This is a genomic window from Lentibacillus sp. CBA3610, assembly GCF_013373365.1.
Lineage (GTDB): Bacteria > Bacillota > Bacilli > Bacillales > Amphibacillaceae > Lentibacillus.
In genome coordinates, this window is the sequence record NZ_CP035925.1 from 1171983 (window position 1) to 1191014 (window position 19032).

General features: G+C 39.6%; 21 protein-coding genes. 2 read left to right on the forward strand and 19 right to left on the reverse strand.

All coding sequences use genetic code 11. From position 1 onward, the window contains the following. Positions 1-29 precede the first annotated feature (29 nt). From Len3610_RS05945 to prsW, 8 genes are all read right to left on the reverse strand, one after another. Positions 30-647 (reverse strand): YphA family membrane protein, encoded by a 618-nt coding sequence (locus tag Len3610_RS05945; RefSeq protein ID WP_176447144.1) that lies wholly within the window; start codon positions 645-647, stop codon positions 30-32. 710 nt (positions 648-1357) lie between these two features. Then, complete coding sequence (gene rpsA, locus Len3610_RS05950; protein ID WP_176447145.1) at positions 1358-2491, reverse strand: 30S ribosomal protein S1; 1134 nt, start codon at positions 2489-2491, stop codon at positions 1358-1360. A gap of 73 nt (positions 2492-2564) precedes the next feature. Continuing rightward, positions 2565-3170: a lysophospholipid acyltransferase family protein gene (locus Len3610_RS05955; protein WP_176449568.1), complete on the reverse strand. Its 606-nt coding sequence runs from the start codon at positions 3168-3170 to the stop codon at positions 2565-2567. After that, a complete protein-coding gene (gene cmk / locus Len3610_RS05960; RefSeq protein ID WP_176447146.1) occupies positions 3170-3862 on the reverse strand; it encodes a (d)CMP kinase in 693 nt (230 codons plus the stop codon). Before cmk ends, Len3610_RS05955 begins: the two co-directional genes overlap by 1 nt. Positions 3863-4035: 173 nt before the next feature. Continuing rightward, positions 4036-4269: a hypothetical protein gene (locus Len3610_RS05965; protein ID WP_176447147.1), complete on the reverse strand. Its 234-nt coding sequence runs from the start codon at positions 4267-4269 to the stop codon at positions 4036-4038. A 71-nt stretch (positions 4270-4340) separates the two neighbouring features. After that, positions 4341-5684 (reverse strand): germination protein YpeB, encoded by a 1344-nt coding sequence (gene ypeB, locus Len3610_RS05970; protein ID WP_176447148.1) that lies wholly within the window; start codon positions 5682-5684, stop codon positions 4341-4343. Positions 5685-5699: 15 nt separating this feature from the next. Beyond that, positions 5700-6569 (reverse strand): spore cortex-lytic enzyme, encoded by an 870-nt coding sequence (sleB, locus tag Len3610_RS05975; RefSeq protein ID WP_176447149.1) that lies wholly within the window; start codon positions 6567-6569, stop codon positions 5700-5702. A gap of 162 nt (positions 6570-6731) precedes the next feature. Then, positions 6732-7409, reverse strand: coding sequence for a glutamic-type intramembrane protease PrsW (gene prsW / locus Len3610_RS05980; RefSeq protein WP_176447150.1), 678 nt, complete (start codon positions 7407-7409; stop codon positions 6732-6734). Positions 7410-7494: 85 nt separating this feature from the next. Between prsW and Len3610_RS05985 the strand changes: the two genes are divergently transcribed. After that, the gene (locus tag Len3610_RS05985; RefSeq protein ID WP_176447151.1) at positions 7495-8466 is read left to right on the forward strand and encodes an asparaginase; all 972 of its coding nucleotides are present in this window, start codon (positions 7495-7497) and stop codon (positions 8464-8466) included. Positions 8467-8534: 68 nt separating this feature from the next. On the opposite strand, the gene Len3610_RS05990 is transcribed toward Len3610_RS05985, so the two are convergent. The 7 genes from Len3610_RS05990 to Len3610_RS06020 form a co-directional block, all read right to left on the reverse strand. Beyond that, a complete protein-coding gene (locus Len3610_RS05990) occupies positions 8535-9515 on the reverse strand; it encodes a YpdA family putative bacillithiol disulfide reductase (RefSeq protein WP_176449569.1) in 981 nt (326 codons plus the stop codon). A gap of 139 nt (positions 9516-9654) precedes the next feature. Further along, a complete protein-coding gene (locus Len3610_RS05995) occupies positions 9655-10935 on the reverse strand; it encodes a Glu/Leu/Phe/Val family dehydrogenase (protein ID WP_176447152.1) in 1281 nt (426 codons plus the stop codon). Positions 10936-11094: 159 nt separating this feature from the next. Continuing rightward, positions 11095-11676 carry a genetic competence negative regulator gene (locus tag Len3610_RS06000; RefSeq protein WP_176447153.1) on the reverse strand — a complete coding sequence of 194 codons (582 nt, stop codon included), beginning with the start codon at positions 11674-11676 and terminating at the stop codon, positions 11095-11097. A 172-nt stretch (positions 11677-11848) separates the two neighbouring features. Continuing rightward, positions 11849-12178: a hypothetical protein gene (locus tag Len3610_RS06005; RefSeq protein WP_255259810.1), complete on the reverse strand. Its 330-nt coding sequence runs from the start codon at positions 12176-12178 to the stop codon at positions 11849-11851. Positions 12179-12187: 9 nt separating this feature from the next. After that, positions 12188-12760, reverse strand: a complete 573-nt coding sequence (locus Len3610_RS06010; RefSeq protein WP_369693649.1) for a CPBP family intramembrane glutamic endopeptidase — start codon at positions 12758-12760, stop codon at positions 12188-12190. Beyond that, positions 12741-14294, reverse strand: coding sequence for a RecQ family ATP-dependent DNA helicase (locus tag Len3610_RS06015; protein ID WP_369693650.1), 1554 nt, complete (start codon positions 14292-14294; stop codon positions 12741-12743). Before Len3610_RS06015 ends, Len3610_RS06010 begins: the two co-directional genes overlap by 20 nt. Further along, positions 14272-15342: a YpbB family protein gene (locus Len3610_RS06020; protein ID WP_176447155.1), complete on the reverse strand. Its 1071-nt coding sequence runs from the start codon at positions 15340-15342 to the stop codon at positions 14272-14274. The genes Len3610_RS06015 and Len3610_RS06020 overlap by 23 nt, the downstream gene beginning before the upstream one ends. Positions 15343-15527: 185 nt before the next feature. On the opposite strand from Len3610_RS06020, the gene Len3610_RS06025 reads away from it, so the two are divergent. Next, a complete protein-coding gene (locus Len3610_RS06025; RefSeq protein WP_176447156.1) occupies positions 15528-15782 on the forward strand; it encodes a ferredoxin in 255 nt (84 codons plus the stop codon). A 117-nt stretch (positions 15783-15899) separates the two neighbouring features. On the opposite strand, the gene Len3610_RS06030 is transcribed toward Len3610_RS06025, so the two are convergent. From Len3610_RS06030 to Len3610_RS06045, 4 genes are all read right to left on the reverse strand, one after another. Further along, entirely contained in the window at positions 15900-17066 is a 1167-nt protein-coding gene (locus Len3610_RS06030) for a hypothetical protein (protein WP_176447157.1), read from the reverse strand. Further along, on the reverse strand, positions 17063-17593 hold the full coding sequence (locus Len3610_RS06035) for an RNA polymerase sigma factor SigX (protein ID WP_176447158.1): 531 nt from the start codon (positions 17591-17593) through the stop codon (positions 17063-17065). Before Len3610_RS06035 ends, Len3610_RS06030 begins: the two co-directional genes overlap by 4 nt. A 215-nt stretch (positions 17594-17808) precedes the next feature. Further along, positions 17809-18324, reverse strand: a complete 516-nt coding sequence (locus Len3610_RS06040; protein WP_176447159.1) for an ECF transporter S component — start codon at positions 18322-18324, stop codon at positions 17809-17811. A 4-nt stretch (positions 18325-18328) separates the two neighbouring features. Continuing rightward, positions 18329-18763, reverse strand: coding sequence for a DUF4430 domain-containing protein (locus tag Len3610_RS06045; protein ID WP_176447160.1), 435 nt, complete (start codon positions 18761-18763; stop codon positions 18329-18331). Positions 18764-19032: the final 269 nt, after the last annotated feature.

Genomic DNA, 19032 nt, shown 5'->3' on the forward strand with positions numbered 1-19032 from the left:
CTAGCAAATGAATTGTTTTATCACAATTATTATTGTGCCTGCTTCCTGAATAATGGCTTTGAATTGGTATTCTTTTTATGAAGTTTCTGTGTTAATTTCTGTTTTAGTGTTAATAGAAAATCCTGACAGATAATAGCAACGGTAACCACCAGAATAAAATCGAAAAAGCGTTTATCACCAATGACATCGGTTGCAAAATATGAAGATACCACAATATTATATAATAATTCGCCGCCTGCCATCCCGAGTAATACACAAGCCAACCTGTTCCAAAGTCCTGTTGTTATTAAGGTAATTAGCATGAATAGGATACATGAAATAATTAAAAAAGAAGGGAAAAATAATTTTAATGGTGTAAATGTATCGAAAATAAAAATCCCGGCATATCCAATCATAATGGTGAATGAACCGAACACATGGAAAATCATTCCGGCAATCTTTGTATGCAAAATGACAGCGCCGGCACAAAGAACCAAGTAGCTTACAGCGAGCTGAAAATCGTTAACGGCTATGTATATATTGGAGCATAAAATCAATATTAAAAGCCAGCATGCCAATAATGTCCTGAGCTTTGTTTTTGACATAAAAAAGGTAACAATGATCCATAAAATCCATGAAAACCAATAAAAAAGAAGTCCACTGCTCACTATACCTCACCTGCCACTACCATTATGGCTGGCTTTTCAGTATTTTAAACAAAAGAGTATTTACTAAAGATTACTGCTCAAGGTCCTTTTTCGTATATTTTGTTGCTTTTACGGAGTTGATATAAACTGCGACACAGTGAAAAATATATGAGTGCTGTGATACCGCTACGGAAATACACTCCGCTTTCCGCGGGTGACCCGTTAGCCTCCTCGCTCGTCCCTGTGTGCTCGTCGTGTTGCAAGTGTGTTCGGCGAAGCAGCACTCCTCGCAACTCGCAGCCTACTCGGTGGATGTTCTGCTCGTCGCTGCGGGGTCTCACATTGGTCACTTTTCCCGCAGTCTCCGTGTATTTCCTCCGCTCGTGTTGTGCTTTATAATCTCGTATACACTTATTTAATATTTCTTAAGGGAATATAAAGCGTATAAATTCCTTACTAGCAGCCCGTACACACGAAGACTCCTGGGGGGGCTAAGGCATCGGTGAGACCCCGCAGTGCGTGAGCACGAGGAGGCTCACCAGCCGCCCCCGGAAAGCGAAGTGTGTACGGGCTGCGGGGGCAGAAAGCAACAAACGATGCCGAGATCAACAAAGCACTTACGTCGCAGTTTATGGGTTTTGTGTAAAAGCTAATAAACTTTTTGAAAGCAGGCCATGCAGAAGCTAAAAAAGCTCTTTCCGGATTGGAAAGAGCTTTGATTAAAACGTTAATTACTTGTATTTGTTCAATTCATCGCCGATAAAATCACCCAGCTGGAATCCTGACTGGTCGTCATCTTTTTCATATTGTTTCATTTCTGAAGCTTCTTTTTCCTGTTCCAGCTCTTTTATGCTGAGTGATATGCGTTCTTCCTGTTCATTGACATCCAGGACTTTCACTTGAATTTCCTGGCCTATCTCCAGCACTTCCTGAGGTGTTCCAATATGCCGATTGGCAATTTGTGAAATATGAACCAACCCTTCAACTCCCGGCAGCACTTCAACAAAAGCACCGAAGTTTACCAGACGTTTGACTGTACCGTCGAGAACATCACCTCTTGATACACGATCCTCAATATCTGCCCATGGGCCTGGAAGTGTTTTCTTGTGTGAAAGCGAGATTCGTTCATTATCCCTGTCAACGGATAAGACTTCGACGTTGATCTCTTCTCCTTCTGCAACAACATCTGAAGGTTTTTCGACATGTTCATGTGCCAACTGTGAAATGTGAACAAGACCATCGATACCGCCAAGGTCAACAAAGACACCGAAATTGGTCAACCGCTGTACCGTACCCTCCAGTACTTGTCCTTCTTCCAAGGATTGCAGCACTTCTTGTTTTTTGGCATCCATTTCATCTTGTACAACATCTTTATGAGATAAAATGATCCGGTTTTGCTCCTTGTCCAAATCGACTATTTTAACAGTCAAAGAATTATCTATATAATCCGAAAAATCCTCAACGTAGTAAGTTTCCACCAGTGATGCCGGAATGAACCCCCGTACACCTACATCAGCGACGAGGCCGCCTTTAACGACTTCTTTAACTTCCGTCTCAAATACATCACCACTGTGATACTTTTCTTCTAATTCTTCCCATGCTCGCTCTGCATCGACTGCTTTTTTGGATAAAATGACTTCATCATCATCATCCATTTTTTTAACATATAATGTTAATGAATCACCCTCCTGCACAATGTCACTTGCTTTTTCAATATGCAGGCTGGATAATTCACCAATTGGCACAATACCTTCCGTTTTGTAGCCAATATCGACAAGAACTTGTTTATCTTCCACTTTTATGGCAGTTCCTGTTACGATATCTCCTATATTTATTTGCGTCGTTTCGTTACTGGATTCAGTCATACCATTAGCCCTCCTTAAAATACGTACCAACAGAAATCATATTACTCTTTTTTATAACTTCTAATATTTATAATTATTTGTCAAGCGAAGCATGTTGGGAATTATAATTTTCAATTAAATTTCCGATTTCAGTCATGATTGCCGCTGCTGTTTCTTTAGCCGATGTTTTCGCCGCACGATATGCTTCAATATCCATTGGCTCACCATAAATGACGGTTAATTTACTGCCCGGTTTATATGGCCCGATAATGGCGCATGGCACGATTGCCGCATTGGACCGTAACGCAAAGAAACCAGCTCCTGCCAGCGGATCTCCCAGCTGCCCTGTTTTGCTGCGTGTCCCCTCCGGAAATAAACCAAGTGTATTGCCATTTTCCAAAATTTCCAATCCTTTGCGCAGTGCATTCCTGTCTTTCATTCCCCTTTTCACCGGAAATGCATGAATACCTGACAATAGTTTACCCAAAATCGGTTTTTCGAACAACTCTCCTTTTGCCATAAAATATATGTCCCGTGGTGAGGTGATTCCGACAACCGGAGGATCCAAATTGGAAATATGATTTGAGCAAATAATAACCGGACCGCTTTTTGGGACATTCTCCTTACCAATAACCCGGATGCGGTACAACGGATAAAATATCAATGATACAACCGATTTAGCTGTTTTATAAAGACTCATCATTTCTCCCCTTTATCAGGCAGCATCTTGTTGACTTCTCGAAGAATAGAGGCTGTGACCTCATCAATTGATAAATTTGTTGTATCAAGCTCAATTGCGTCATCGGCTTTTATTAATGGCGCAACTTCACGTTTTGAGTCAATCTGGTCCCTTTGTTCAATTTCCTGTTTTATTTTTTCAAAATCAGCGGAAATTGATTTCCGGACCATTTCCTCATATCGGCGTTTTGCACGCTCTTCCACAGATGCTTTTAAAAATATCTTCACTTCTGCATCAGGGATGACGTGTGTTCCAATATCCCGCCCATCCATTACAACACCACGTTTTTGAGCCAGATTCCGCTGCCTTTTAACCATTTCCCGGCGTATATTTGGATGTTTGGCTGCGTGGGACACATTATTTGTCACTATCTCTGAACGAATGTCCTGTGTTACATCATCACCATCAACCAGGACAAGTTGATTTTCTTTCCCTTGCGCCAATTCGATATTTGTATCAGCTAATAACCCGGAAAGTTCCTGCTCATCCTCCAAAGAAACCTGATGACACAGTGCTTTATATGTCAATGCTCTGTACATAGCCCCGGTATCAATATAAATAAATGATAATTCCTTTGCGACCATTTTAGAAACGGTACTTTTTCCGGCTGCTGCCGGGCCATCGATTGCTACTGCTATTTCACTTTTATCCATTGCTGTCATCCATTCCTCTCAGTCCCGCCACTCAGTTTGTGAACACTCAAACCTTGGCCAAGGCCAAGGTTTAATCTATGTAATATCTTATTTTAAATCATAACATACATACTAAAAAAAGTTCTACTGTTTTAAAATTTATCCCGCATTTAACTGGCAATATGTGTCCGATTTTACCCGACTTTATGATAGTTCCTTTTTCCTGGCTTCCAACTGTTTCTCGAAACAGTAACATATAATAAATTGCTGCTGATTTTCATTAACCGATACGAATTTGTTTCGTTATCGATAAGAAGCGAAAGAAACAAATAGTGCTCATTTTTTTCAATGATCTTGCTTCGGTATGTTTTCCTTTTTTCTGTTTCAGGGTTAAGTTTTTCAATCGTTAGTAAGGTGCCAATTGTCATAACCCCCCCAAACTAAGCCTTTATACCTATTATTGCAAAGAAATCAAAAAGGGAAAGACCTGAATCTTTCCCTAAGACATGGATGCATAATTTATTTCAGTACCACCCAATTTTTCCACTTTTTCTTCCGTTCCATCCATTGCATTTATGAAAATTCGGTATGTCTCATTATCAAGGACACCGAGAAATTCATATACGAACACTTCTTCACCGACATCATTGTCAATGATCGCCATATGCTCTTCATTTATCTCGACTTCCGGATTGACTTCATCCTTTGCTTCTTCGCTGGACAGCTCCGGTTCAGGAATGTCCCGCTCTTTATGATTCATAAAGTAGTTTCTGGCAGTTAATCCAAGCAGTTCCCCGTTATCAAGTGCGATTTTCAGTTCAATGGCATCGGAATAAATCCTTACATCATCCTGATTATATAGAAACGAGTAGACACCGACATTGTCAAACTGATTGCTTGTAAAAACATCCATATTATCAAAGTTAAACTGTTCCAGGTAGTCGTTTGCCTTTTCCAGTCCCTCATTCAGACTGATATTTTGCTCCTGCACATCACGGTTAACCAAAAGTGTGAGTGGGTGCCCACCCTGTTTTGTTATATCAAGGTAACCATTTTTGTTATCGTTTTGATAAGAAATGCTGTAAATGGGGACGTCAGCGCCATCTCCACTTTCTGTAACATTTAAGTTATCCTGATCTTCCACTTGGAATAAATCCCCGCCTTTTCTGGCTGCTTCTTCTTGATTAATTGTTCCACCTGACAGGTTCTGATACTCATGTTCCTCTCCCGACGTTCCCGAAAGTGCGGAATCTGCATTGCTTTCAGCGTATCCTTCAACTCGCTTTTCGACTGTTTCGAAACCGTCAACAATCGTATTATCGGATTGTTCATCCTGGGTAGATAAGGCTAATTGCACATCCATCCACCGTAAATTCTCATCCAATACAGTGTGCTGTACTTGTCTCAGTTCATCTTTCAACTCACCGGATTGTTCATACAGATTTTGCAGAGTTTCCACTTCTTTGTCGTTCAAAGGTTCCTCTTCCAAATCCCTGACGGCTGTCTGGTAGGTAAAATCACCTATATTTGAAAGAAACTCTTCTGTTTTGTTAAATGGCATTAATGTCAGCGGCAGCTGCCCGACATCTGACATAGCTTCAGATGTCAAACGCCATATTTCAATCATCTGCGGTGACAGTTGTTCTCTTGAATTCATAGCCAAGGCTGTGCCGATTTGATCGTGCATTAAATCCATGTAATATGACAGTTCGTGGAAAGCCCGTTGATAATTGTTTTCGGCTTGAATTAATACGGCATTCTTTTCCTGATGTTCCTGGTAGCCCCAAACGCCTACACCGACAAGTCCTACCGTGAGTACGCCAATTAAAATCCACCGTACCACGCACATCACTCCTTCCTATTTAGCAAAAATGTGTTTCCCAATTCTTTTAATTTGTGGCCTGGACCAAATCCAGTCTGAAGTTGCCGTTTCCGGGTTAAAATAATAGGTAGCATTCCCTGATGGATCCCACCCATTGATGGCATCGAGGACTGCCTCTGTGGAGGTGTCACTCGGCGTCAGCCAGATTTGTCCATCAGCTACCGCCGTAAAAGCTCTCGGTTCAAAAATGACACCGGAAACGGAATTAGGGAATGTCGGGCTTTCGACACGGTTTAAAATGACAGCAGCTACAGCGACCTGACCTTCATAAGGTTCTCCCCTTGCCTCACCATTAACAGCATTGGCCATTAACTGAATATCATTTTGAGAATACCCTTGAGGGACGTTTACAGCGGTTGGTTCAGCGCCGCCACCATCGTTATTAGCGGTATTATTATCTGCCTGGTTATTCGTCTCATTATTACCTGCATTATTATTGTTATCAGGACTTGGCTGAGACTGTTCTGAATTATCGGCGCCTCCATAATGTGTAAAGTCATTTCCCTGATTTATTTGATTTTGTACGTATTCCCGGTCATATTCGCTCGCCTCAGTCAATTTTTCCTTTGTTGCTGTGCCGGCAAGGCCATCGATCTCCATTCCAAATTCATATTGAAAATTACGTAACGCCCAATACGTACCCCAACCAAAGACACCATCTATGTCGCCATTGTAAAAACCTAAATATTGTAATCTTGCCTGCAGTTCAATAACATCCTCCCCAACTGCACCGTGTTGAATGACTTGGTCAGTGAATGCACTTACCGGTTTGGCGGAATCTGTCGTTTGCACTCCCAGTACCAAAAAACATATAATGATGAATAGGTACATTTTTTTATTCGTCATATGGTTTCCTCCTGCTCATGCATAGTCGTATGATGTTGCACCTATTTTTTTACGAAATTGCCTTTTTATTCACCAATATGTCTATTTGATATAGTTGTCTTTTTAGTAATGCCTTATATTAAATAAACGAAAAATCCTTTGCATCGATTGATACAAAGGACTTCACGCTTCTATTTTCTTTTTTTGAGAGGGACTGTATATGACCTGTTTATTAGCAGTTTTCATTCGACGCAGGGCAACAAACCAAAGACCGATCATAAAAGGAACTAATAATATCAACCAATTACTTGTTACCGTTTGAAGAATATAATTATAAGTACCATGCAGTAAAACGGGGATTAACAGAGCCAGCAAAATATTCCAGTATCTATGCCGGTGACTCATTTTAGCTTTACCGAAATGATACCCCATCATGACACCGAATAATGCATGGGAAGACACGGGGAATAATGCTCTGGTAACAGCATATTCGATTCCATTCGTGAATAAATATAAAATATTTTCGACCGCTGCAAAGCCCAGGCTGATGGAAACGGCGTAGACAATGCCATCGTAATGCGCATCAAAATCAGTATGGTGAAAAATGACGTACATAAAAATAAACCATTTAAAGAATTCCTCAATCAGTCCTGAAAGCAAAAATGATTGGACAAAACTGCTATCTGTGATATTTTCAGCGGTAAACCCATATTGAATAAACATGATCGGAAACACCAGAAGAGCACCAAACAGAAATGTTTTGCCCATTAGTGCCAGCGGTTCGGTAAATCGATCCTTTAAATAAAAAAAAGCCATTAATGCGAAAGCAGGAGCAATACCCGCTGAAAAAAAAGCAAGCATCCTAAAGACCTCTTCCCAACGAAGTTATCATTATCATATCATGCAGCAGCACAGATGGAAATAACAATTAGAAAAGGTGATTGCCTTGAAAAACATCCTCATTATTCATACAGGCGGAACGATATCAATGCTGGAAAACAAAAACACGGGGGAAGTAACAACAACAAATCGGCATCCATTAAAGGATTTGTCCAATCAGCTGGAATTACCTGCTCAGATCGATGAGATTATTCCTTTCTCGGTTCCTTCTCCGCAAATTACACCGCAGCACATGCTGCAGCTGGCGAAAAAAATTAACGAACTGGCAGACGATTATGATGGATTTGTTGTTACACACGGGACGGATACGCTTGAAGAGACGGCGTATTTTCTTGATCTGGTTGTCGAAACAAACAAGCCGGTTATCATTACCGGCGCCATGAGGTCAACCAATGAAATAGGCTCAGATGCCCTTTACAACCTGATTAGCTCTTTGAGAACAACTGCCAGCGATCAAGCATGGAATAAAGGTGTGCTGGTTGTTATGAACGATGAAATACATACAGCAAGAAACGTAACAAAAACATCAACAAGTAATGTGGCAACGTTCCAAAGCCCGCAATATGGCCCTATTGGTATAGTTACGAAAGACTCCATTATCTTTCACCATACCATTTTATCACGCGTTACATATTCGATAAATGAGACCACTAAAAATGTCTTTTTATTAAAAGCCTATGCAGGTATGAATGGGCAAATCCTGGAAGCTATTCACGCACTTAAGCCGGATGGAATTGTGATTGAAGGGCTGGGTCAGGGCAATTTGCCAATCGATACAGTATCATCATTACAACAAATCATAGATGAAAACATACCAGTCATATTAGTTTCCAGATGTTATCAGGGAATTGTCCAGCCAACATATGGTTATGACGGTGGTGGCAAAGACCTTAAAGATATGGGCGTTATTTTCGCTAACGGATTAACAGGACCCAAAGCACGGCTGAAATTATTAATCACACTTGAAACCACCACAAACCATGATGCGTTAAAAGAAACATTCGAGAAAAGCTATTAAAATGATTGCAAAACAACATACCTGACTAATACTGCTATAATCAAAAGGGATAACAGCAGTTTCGGCTGTTATCCCTTTGATGTAATGGCTCTTGCTATGGTACCGCCATGAAAGCGTCCATTTTCAATAAAAATTTCATTGTTATTATAACCTGATGCCACAACCCCGGCCACATAAATACCGGGTACGTTCGTTTCCATTGTTTCCGGTTCGTAATAAGGACGACCGGTTTCCTCATCAATCTGAATTCCTGCCTGTTTTAAAAACTGAAGATCCGGCTTATATCCGGTCATGGCAAAGACAAAGTCATTATCGATTTCTTTTGTTTTATTTCCAGCTGTATAGATTACTTTTTCATGTGTTATCTTTTGTATTTGCGCATTAAATTCCATTTGAACAATTTCTTTGCGGACAAGTGAATCAAATTCAGGCAAAATCCAAGGTTTAATGCTTTTGGAGTAATCATCTCCACGATATAATACCATAATATTTGCCCCTGCTTTATGAAGTTCAAGTGTTGTGTCCACCGCCGAATTTTTCCCGCCGATAACGACTATATTTTTATTGAGATAAGGATGGGCTTCCTTAAAATAATGCATGACCTTTGGCAACTCTTCACCGGGAATATTCATGTTATTTGGCTGATCATAATAGCCGGTTGCGATAATCACATTCTCAGCTATATAGGTCAGATTGAGCCCTTTTTCATTTTTCGTCTCAATCCGGAAATTGTTGTTATCAGAAGAGACAATGTCAATAACTCTCTCAAACGTATTGACTCGAAGGTTTTTTCGAATGGATACATCCCGATAGTAAGCCAGGGCCTGATTGCGAACTGGCTTTTGTTTTTCCGTTATAAAAGGAATTCCGCCAATTTCCAGTTTATCACTTGAACTGAAAAACGTTTGATGTGTTGGAAAATTATAGATTGTGTTGACGACATTCTCTTTTTCGATGATTAATGGATTTATACCATGTTCCTGAAGATCGATGGCACAAGCCATACCACATGGGCCGCCTCCAATAATAATTGTATCTTCTTTTTGCATCGTACGCACTTCCTTATCATATAATTCCATTAAAAAACTCTTATCCAACTATACATGATAAGAGTTTTTTCGTCACATAATTCGGCTTTACCTCTGTGTGCTTTATCCGACCTCTGACCTCTGGCATCCGGCCTCTGTTTCACACCCAGCCACGGAATCTTGCTGCTTCCGCCATTTTTCGCACACCGGACATATAAGCCGCCAGACGCATATCAACGCGCCTTGTTTCCGCTGTGTTATAAATATTATTGAAGGCTTTTATCATATTTTCATGAAGTTTTTTATCAATTTCTTCTGCCGACCAGTAATATCCCTGGTTGTTTTGCACCCATTCAAAATATGATACAGTAACGCCGCCTGAGGATGCAAGCACATCAGGTACGAGAAGCTTGCCGCGTTCCGAAAGAATCCTGGTTCCTTCCAAAGTGGTCGGGCCATTAGCAGCTTCGACAACAATACGTGCTTTAATATTATGGGCATTCTCTTCGGTAATCTGATTTTGTACTGCTGCAGGTACAAGAATATCGCAATCCAATTCCAGTAATTCTTTATTGGAAATGGTATCATTGAATAGTTTTGTCACCGTTCCAAAACTGTCGCGTCTGTCCAATAGAAAATCAATATCAAGTCCATCAGGGTCGTGGAGTGCCCCGTAAGCGTCTGATATACCAACTATTTTAGCACCAGCATCATACAGGAATTTAGCCAGGAAACTTCCCGCATTTCCGAAACCTTGAACTACAACCCTTGCTCCCTTGACATCAAAACCCTGTTTCTTAGCAGCTTCATTGATGCATATTGTTACACCTTTAGCGGTTGCAGATTCTCTACCATGTGAACCACCCAGAACGATTGGTTTACCCGTAATAAAACCTGGGTTGTTGAATTCATCAATACGGCTGTATTCATCCATCATCCATGCCATAATCTGTGAATTTGTGAATACATCCGGAGCAGGAATATCTTTATTTGGGCCTACAATCTGACTGATGGCCCGCACATAGCCCCTGCTTAGTCCTTCGAGCTCACGGAATGACATCTCACGGGGATCACAGATAATACCGCCTTTGCCGCCACCATACGGCAAATCAACAATTCCGGCTTTTAAACTCATCCAAATCGATAAAGCTTTTACTTCTTTTTCCGTTACATCAGGATGAAATCTGACACCACCTTTTGTAGGTCCAACAGCATCATTGTGCTGGGCACGGTATCCCGTGAAAATTTTAATGGAACCATCATCCATCCGGACGGGAATTCTTACGGTTATCATGCGCATAGGATCTTTTAACAGTTCGAAAACTTCATCAGGGTAACCCAATTTCTCCAATGCATTTTTAACAACAGTCCGTGTTGAAACCAATACATCCTTACTTTCATCCATTTCTTTGGTAGAGTCTGCTGCGTTGTCGGCTACCATGAATTTACCTCCTAGATATTTATAAAATATTTATATTATAACTGTACTCAGAGATTAGTATACACCTTCCCAATAAATATGCAATAAAATCAATCGATTTTCTCCCTAAAAAAACAAGAATATGAAAGCGGTGCCAACACAGCCTTCTGTGTATTCGTCTTAACTATGGAATATATCCATAATTTGTCTGACAGCAGATGAAGCCATAATCACTTTTCCATATTCTTTCAATCTGTGTGATGTGATAATACTTGGAAAGGAATATTCTGACATAATCGCAATCACATTTTCTTTATCTTTTTGAAAAAACTCTGCTTCACGAAATAACATATAGTACCGTTTATCCATATGATAAATTTGACCACCATTTATACCCAATTTAGTCAAATTGGATGCAACCTGAATAATATCTTCAAAATCATTGAAGGAGAAGATTAATTCGCTGCTTTCATCCAGTGTTACTTTCATCTCAACAAAATTCTCATCCCAGCTGGATTCGCTTCCCTTCTGTGTCACAATGACGTGCATTCCTTGTGCCTGCATCAGATGTACCTGCACAAGCAAAACACCTTCCAGTTCAAAACCCAGTTCGGTGCTGGCTTCATACATCATATCACTGAATAAACTCTTCACATTTGCTGCATCATACCACAAATCTTCTTTCGTAAAACCTCGATCTATCAAATCATCAAACGTCAGAAAAATCGTGAATTGGTTATTGGATACCCGCTCAATACGCATAAAGCATCCCCCTCTTTAACATAAATATTCCTGGCATAAAACTGAATAAAAAATTCGTCAGCACTTTTCCTTTACTATACTATATGCTGTTAAAGTAATTGTTGAACATTATAAATTATTATTTGTATTTTTGTGGCGTCTATAAGGTTTTTCAGAAACCACCTGTTAGAGACTACATATTTCCAATTATCTCAAGAAGCTCCTCTCCCCACAGATAAAACATTGTGCCAAACAATAGGAGCAGAATAATAATGACTGATATGAGTCTTTTCGATGCACGGCTGATTTTTAATTTTGTACGCTTATTGTATTTACTGTGCACTTCCTTACGAGGAGGCAAGTTTAATATATCCACATTAGTTTCTGTATCTGTTTCTGTTTCTGACTTTTGTGGTCCATCCTCTTCCTGCAGTTCCTGTTCATTTGAATTCTCCACTTCATCAAGGAGTTGTCTCAATTCTGATGCTTGATCATTTGACTCCCTGGTTTTATTTTCCATCATCACTAAACCTCATTTCTGAAAGCGAATGATAACGCCTAACACAAAATCCACTGTAAAATGAGCAATAATTGTAACAAATAAATTTTCAGTAAGGACAAATATATACCCAATATAGAAACTTACAAATAAAACAGAAATTAACAGTACGGGTTTATTCAAATAGCGAATGTGAACAAGAGCAAATAGAACACTCGCAACTATATACCCGAACACTGCCTGAATAACACCCCGAAACAGCAATTCTTCAGCAACGGAAACCATTAATGAAATAACAAAAATTCCTTTTATGGAACGGTTTTTAAAAATTCTATCATTTATTCCGCCATCGTCATAGTATTTTTTCGGAAAAATATACATCAGGAGCAAATCAATAAGGACGATGATGAATCCCGGTACTATTCCATAAAAAATGAAGTCACTCATATCAATACTGAAGTAGTGCAGCCAATCAGTCATACTGTCAAACAACAGGAAGCTTAGCAGTATACCAATTCCCAACATTAACAACTGGGAAAAGATCAGTTGCTGCTTCAATTCGTTATCAGTTAATTGTTTTACAATGTCACTCTGTTTCAAATTCATAATCCTCATTGAGCAGTAATTTTTTTAATTTGGTCTTCCATGAAATGGCTTCCTGATCGTTTTGCGTTTGTGCCGGTTCCCAATGTTCAAATGAAAACCCGCAATTGCTGCAGCAGGCATACAGCGGTGTTTTGTAGTGTTCCTGAAAACTTTTATAAAGTGAATCGCGTAAACAATTTTCTTCATGAATCCAATTAATCATTTCATGGAGCTTTCTTCCTTTTAAAGCTGACCGTGTTTCAATAAAGCGACCAATTTTCTGAATGGACTTTTCCCATTCGCTCTTATCGTAAACCAGACAATTTTTCTTAATTATACCATGTTGCTCCATTTGATAGTGCAAAAATCGCCACTGAACCTCATTTAGCCGTAATGCGTCGAGCAATTGGTTTAATGGCGGCAATTGCGGGCTGTTTATGTATAGCTGATATAGCTTATTAAAGATATTGTTCAGTTCTTCTTTTACCGGTAACTCATTTTCAATAATGGTGCCCTGAATCATCTCATCCCCCGGGGAATACAATAACAAACTGACACTTGATTGGCCATCACGTCCGGCTCTGCCGATTTCCTGGAGAAAAGACTCGATTTGCAAAGGAAAATGATAATGTAAAACCAGCCGGATATTCCGTTTATTAATTCCCATTCCAAACGCACTTGTACAACAGATGATATCAAGTTGGTCATTCATGAACTGCTGCTGAATCGTAATTCTGTCTAACTGGTCCATATCACCATGATAAAATGCAACACGCTGAGAAGGAAGTGTTTCAGATATGTATGCAGCAATTTCTTCTGTTTTTCGTTTGCTGGAAAAATAAATCAAAGCAGGTACGCGATTTTGTTTTAAAATATTTGTCAGTACATCCTGCTTATCCTTGTCCCCATTTACCTTTTCTACCATGAACGTTATATTTTCCCTGTCCATCGGGTGAATATGCCTTTTAATATCAGGCCTGTCCAATGCGTTAATGATATCGTTCTGCACTTCCATCGTTGCTGTCGCGCTTAATGCCAATACAGTTGGACCATTTAATTTCCTGAGAACGGTGCCAAGCCTTAAATAATCAGGTCTGAATTCGTGTCCCCACTGTGAAATGCAGTGCGCCTCATCTATAACGAATACATCAATTTTGACTTGCCTCAGCCGCTCGATCATGTCACTTTGCTGCAGGAGTTCCGGCGAAAGATAAATTAACTTAAACTGATTCAATTGCTGGAAAACACGCGTTCTTTCATCAGGTCTCATAAAACTGTTTAACGCCACAACTTTTTTAAACCCTGTTGCTTTTAACTGTTTAACCTGATCCTCCATTAATGAAATTAACGGCGACACAACAATTGTCACGCCATCAAACAGGGTTGCGGGCAGCTGGTAGCAGAGGGATTTCCCTGAACCGGTCGGGAGAATGCCCAACACATCGTTTCCGTTCATGATGTCGTCTATGATTTCTTCCTGTCCTGACCGAAATGAGGAAATATGAAATTGTTTCCTTAGTTGCTCCTGCACTTTATCTTTTAACAAAATAATCACCCTGGTGCGTTTTTTCCGTTGCTAAAACGAGACGTATTTGAAAATAACTGATCGTTTCACTTATCTCATGTTTAATTTCTTTTAGTTTATAGGATTTTGTGCTGTTTATGGCAGTGCGTATTTCCTCCTGCTCAGTCGATGTGACGTACTGTCCAAGCGGGAAAGATTCATCATACAATGCAATTTCAACCATATGATCATAGATTGTATTCAATTTTAAGTGCCGTATGGCTGCAATGTCTTCTGCTGAATAGTTCCTTTCCAAAAATTTTTTGGTTTTATTTGCTGAATTGGTTAACTTCGCCTCTTCCGGCAAATCCCGCAAAAATTGTGCAAAAAGCGGATATGCTGCTGTATCCTGTGTGATAATTGCCAGCATGCGATGGATAATAGCTGTCCTGATTAAGGGAATATCAATCTGCCTCAGCCCATAGTGCTCAGCAAGCTGAAAACTGCTCATCCCATAATGCTTATAGCCTGTCAGACTATCAACAAAAAGACTGGCTTCTTTTTCCCAAAAAAGCTGCAGCAACTGAGAGAGTTCACTATAAAGCTGGCTCAGAAACGCTGTCTGATGATTTCTCCATTGGCGATAATAACTTTTCACCCAAGCCATTACATCCGGTTTATCAATAACCGGAATGAAATTGAAAGAATTGCTCCTGCTGTTTGTCATTGTTTGAACACTGAGCAGCAATCGTTCCCAGAACACCGGTGCTTTACGATTGTATTCCATGCCATTAAAATAACGCACCGGCACATTCTCTGCTGGCTCATTTATCCAATTCATTCCCCTATCGGTTGGCAATACAACGTTATCTCCCTTCAGTACGAGCAAGTTATGTTTAAACAGTTTCTGTATGTATTCGTCAAAGTCCTGTTTATGTAATGTCTGATAGATACCATAAAAATGTTTCAAATCATAGATATGTGAATCCTGTACTGTTTGGATCGAGCGTTTTCCCTTCAGTAAATGATAGACAGCGGAAATGCTTCTTCCTTCACGGAATTTGGAACAGCATGAAATAATGATATAGTCTAAGAGCAATGTTTGAACTCCTTTAACAATATGATAACATGCAAGTGTTTTCCCCGCATGTAACTGGCAGTAAGACCTCTATCCGTATCATTTCAATCATAACACGTTAAGCTGGAGTTGAAATGTATAAAACTCAGATTTACAATAAACGGTATAGGTTGTGTTGAAAGTTTTAAACGGCGGGGTGGAGAAATATGGTTAAATATACAATTGTCGATCAGGAAACATGTATTGCCTGTGGAGCATGTGGTGTCACAGCGCCTGATATATATGATTATAATGATGAAGCTCTGGCATACGTTATGCTGGATGATAATGAAGGAACTGCTGAGGTGCCGGAAGAATGGGAAGACGATATCCTGGATGCATATGAAGGATGTCCTACAGATTCTATTAAAGTTGCGAATGAACCATTTTTCGGTGATCCTTTGAAACATGAAGATATGTAGCAGATAGAAAAATTTTGCGATTCCTTTATAATCTATCCTAATCGAAGTTATAAGAAAAGTCAAAAAGTATATAGAAGCGTTCCTATGTTAATATTGAACAGGAACGCTTCATTAATTTTATTCAGGAGTAATGGGGTTTACCCCTTCCGGCACCCTGACCGGAGCGGATAAATCGTATGAATTGATGTTATCATCAGGCAGATTGGAGAATAACACGTCTTCATAACCGAAACTCTTTGCTGTCATTAAAATGGCGTCAATCATGGTTGTCAATATCTCTCCATCACCTGAAATATTTGTGAAATCAACCTGGAGCTGTGAGCCATTTTCCTGCACCGAAAAGTCAGCTGATTCAGGGATTGTTCCAGAAACATTAAATTCTTCCTCATCCCTTTTCATCTCAGATAAAGCTGTTTCAAAACCAGCCTGATCGTCAATTGGAACTTGCACTAGAAACCCTCTTTCTGATTCCGGTACCTGATAGTGCTTATAGATATTTTTTGTCGGTTGTAATGGCAGCTCTTTGACAGTTCCGATTTGACCCAGATTGACGGGTCTACTAAATATGACATGATCCACCTGAATGGGGAGAAACATAGCTGCTAATAAGTCCTCGAACAGACTCACCTCTAAAGACCCATTTTTAACAGGAGAAAAGTCCTCCGGCAGATCAATTTGAGCTTGCTGATTGGATACATCCAACTGGACATCAACATCGGAGAACATGTAATCACTGAGACCCCATGCCTCTTCGTCCAGATGATCGCCAATTTCACCATAAAATTGCTCTTTTTCAACTGAATCGGAAACAACGAGAGACAATGGTATGATGTATTGTCCTTGCAAATCGGCAACAGCACCATGAATCATCATGTCATTATCCCCGGTCTCCTGGATGACATGTGAATCTGATTTATCAGTCATCAAGACAGTTTCCCCCGCTTCCCCATTACTTTCGGTGGATGATCCCGCTTCTTCACCGGCATCCGAACTTTCATTGGAAATCGTTTTATCCAATGCTTGATCAAGAGAACGATCACTATTATCCTGTACCATTGTGTCATTTATAAATAAAGGCACTAACAGGAGTAATACAGCAGCAGCTATAACAGCAGACATTACCGGAGCAAAAGCAAATCTTTTCTTCGTATGTGATTTTTCAGGTTGATTCACCTCTGAGGAAATGCGTTGATATAAGTGGTCTTTATCCAAATCATCTTTAATCTTTGGCATATGTTTCAATGATTCTTTAATCTTGTCTTCGTTGTACTTGAATCTGTTCATTCGGCATCTCCTCCTTCCTGTTGTTCTGAATGAATATACGTTTGTAATTTTTTTAATCCCCGGTGCTGCGTTGTTTTAACTTTACTCACACTGACGTTCAAAATATCCGCTGTTTCCTGAATGGTAAATGACTGTATGTAACGCAGAATGAGAACACTTTTTTGTTCAGGTGTACATTTATCCAAATAACGGTAAACATTACTGATCATCTCGTTTTGAACCGTTATCTCTTCGGGGAGCGGATTCTGATCCTTGATTAATTCACCATGTTCACGCCAGTCAAAAAAACCGGCAATCCGTTTCCTTTTTTGCTTTCTAAAGTAATCGATGGTAATATGTCTGGCAATCGAAAAAAGCCAAGTCTTCTCACTGCTTTCCCCTTTAAACGAATGATAGGATTTCAAAACTTTGATATAAACTTCCTGAACGAGGTCTTCACACGTTTCTTTATCTTTTACCATATAAAAAACAAATTGATACAGGTCATTATGATAATTCTCGTAAAACTTCTCAAAAACGGCTTCCATAAAAATCCCCCGTTCATTACCATAGTCGTTTACCACCAGAAAACGTTACAATTTCATCTATATTTTTATAAAATAGATTTTATCACTGATTATCAATCATGCTGATATTTCATTGTAATGCTATCCCATTTCATTGCTATAACGTTAACTTTTCTTATGATATTACCATAAATTATACGTGATATCGTTTAAAAATGAAAAAATACCAACAGTGTTTAGTTGGCATTTTGTAAATTAAAACGATTATTCGCATATTTTTTAAAGAAGTGGCTTACAATCGGGTATAATAAAATAATAAATACGGCATTGCCAATTGCATGATACGTATCAAACGGCAGACCTGCCAAATAGTATGGCCAAAATTTGCCGGCAATTGAGTATGTTGTCAATGATATGATAAACCCATATAAATAACCGCTGAAAACGGCAAACAAAGCGATGGCGTATATCGGGATTTGTCCGAAATACTTGCCTAACCAGCCGCTCATGACACCTATCATTGCCCAGGAAACAACCTGCCATATCGTCCAAATACCCATGCCCAACAGCATATTTGATAAAAACGTCGTTAATAATGCCAGTGTGAGGGCAGCCATTGGACCCAGCAGGAACCCGCAAATGATAATCAATGCTGTAACCGGCTGCACATTGGGAAGAAATGCAAAAAAACTTCTTCCGACAACCGCAAGTGCAGCGAGCAATGCCAGCAACGTTAATTTATATGTGTTCATCAACTTATTCCCATGCCTGTAAATCGAATGTTACTTCATCGCCGGGAGATAATTCATATTCGGCGGCACCTACATTTGCCATCTCACCATTTACCTCGAAAATCCAAGCCTTTTGTTCATCTTCTTCAGCAGATACACGTTCAATGGTCGTTATAAATTGTCCATTTTCTTCGGTTTCAACATAAAAATTCTCCTGAAGAACATCCATTAAAATAGCGCCTTCTTCAATCTCAATTTCTTTTTCGGCTACATATTCCGCCCCATTATCCATACTTACCGTAATACGAATCTCATCTTCACTAAGTTCTCCATCGGTATTTTCGTTTGTAGCAGTCTGTAAATTGTTGTTTGATTCAGTTTGTTCTTCACCGGCACCACACCCGGCTAGCAATCCGATAACAACGAATAATGATGCAATACGTAAAATCCATTTGTTCACTGCTGATTCCTCCCATATATGTTTGTTTTTGACAGTAAGCCATTTCAGACTTACTTATCTGCATTTGTGTGAACCGGGCTTTGTCTAAAGGCTTGATAATAAGCCAGGTTTAAAAGGAGAAATGGACAATGGAAACCAAAAACACTACAAGAATGGCAGTATAGAACATTAAAAAAGCCAACCTCCTTCAAAGGTCAGCTTAAAGACAATCGAAACATACATACGTCATTCATACTAAGGTTCCGGTTGTCCCAATCGCTCAAATCCCC

Excerpts from the sequence above, each read along its gene's own strand:
- rpsA (WP_176447145.1), bottom strand. The coding sequence starts at position 2,491 with ATGACTGAATCCAGTAACGAAACGACGCAAATAAATATAGGAGATATC.
- Len3610_RS05955 (WP_176449568.1), bottom strand. The coding sequence starts at position 3,170 with ATGAGTCTTTATAAAACAGCTAAATCGGTTGTATCATTGATATTTTAT.
- cmk (WP_176447146.1), bottom strand. The coding sequence starts at position 3,862 with ATGGATAAAAGTGAAATAGCAGTAGCAATCGATGGCCCGGCAGCAGCC.
- Len3610_RS05965 (WP_176447147.1), bottom strand. The coding sequence starts at position 4,269 with ATGACAATTGGCACCTTACTAACGATTGAAAAACTTAACCCTGAAACA.
- sleB (WP_176447149.1), bottom strand. The coding sequence starts at position 6,569 with ATGACGAATAAAAAAATGTACCTATTCATCATTATATGTTTTTTGGTA.
- prsW (WP_176447150.1), bottom strand. The coding sequence starts at position 7,409 with ATGCTTGCTTTTTTTTCAGCGGGTATTGCTCCTGCTTTCGCATTAATG.
- Len3610_RS05990 (WP_176449569.1), bottom strand. The coding sequence starts at position 9,515 with ATGCAAAAAGAAGATACAATTATTATTGGAGGCGGCCCATGTGGTATG.
- Len3610_RS05995 (WP_176447152.1), bottom strand. The coding sequence starts at position 10,935 with ATGGTAGCCGACAACGCAGCAGACTCTACCAAAGAAATGGATGAAAGT.
- Len3610_RS06000 (WP_176447153.1), bottom strand. The coding sequence starts at position 11,676 with ATGCGTATTGAGCGGGTATCCAATAACCAATTCACGATTTTTCTGACG.
- Len3610_RS06005 (WP_255259810.1), bottom strand. The coding sequence starts at position 12,178 with ATGATGGAAAATAAAACCAGGGAGTCAAATGATCAAGCATCAGAATTG.
- Len3610_RS06010 (WP_369693649.1), bottom strand. The coding sequence starts at position 12,760 with ATGAATTTGAAACAGAGTGACATTGTAAAACAATTAACTGATAACGAA.
- Len3610_RS06025 (WP_176447156.1), top strand. The coding sequence starts at position 15,528 with ATGGTTAAATATACAATTGTCGATCAGGAAACATGTATTGCCTGTGGA.
- Len3610_RS06030 (WP_176447157.1), bottom strand. The coding sequence starts at position 17,066 with ATGAACAGATTCAAGTACAACGAAGACAAGATTAAAGAATCATTGAAA.
- Len3610_RS06035 (WP_176447158.1), bottom strand. The coding sequence starts at position 17,593 with ATGGAAGCCGTTTTTGAGAAGTTTTACGAGAATTATCATAATGACCTG.
- Len3610_RS06040 (WP_176447159.1), bottom strand. The coding sequence starts at position 18,324 with ATGAACACATATAAATTAACGTTGCTGGCATTGCTCGCTGCACTTGCG.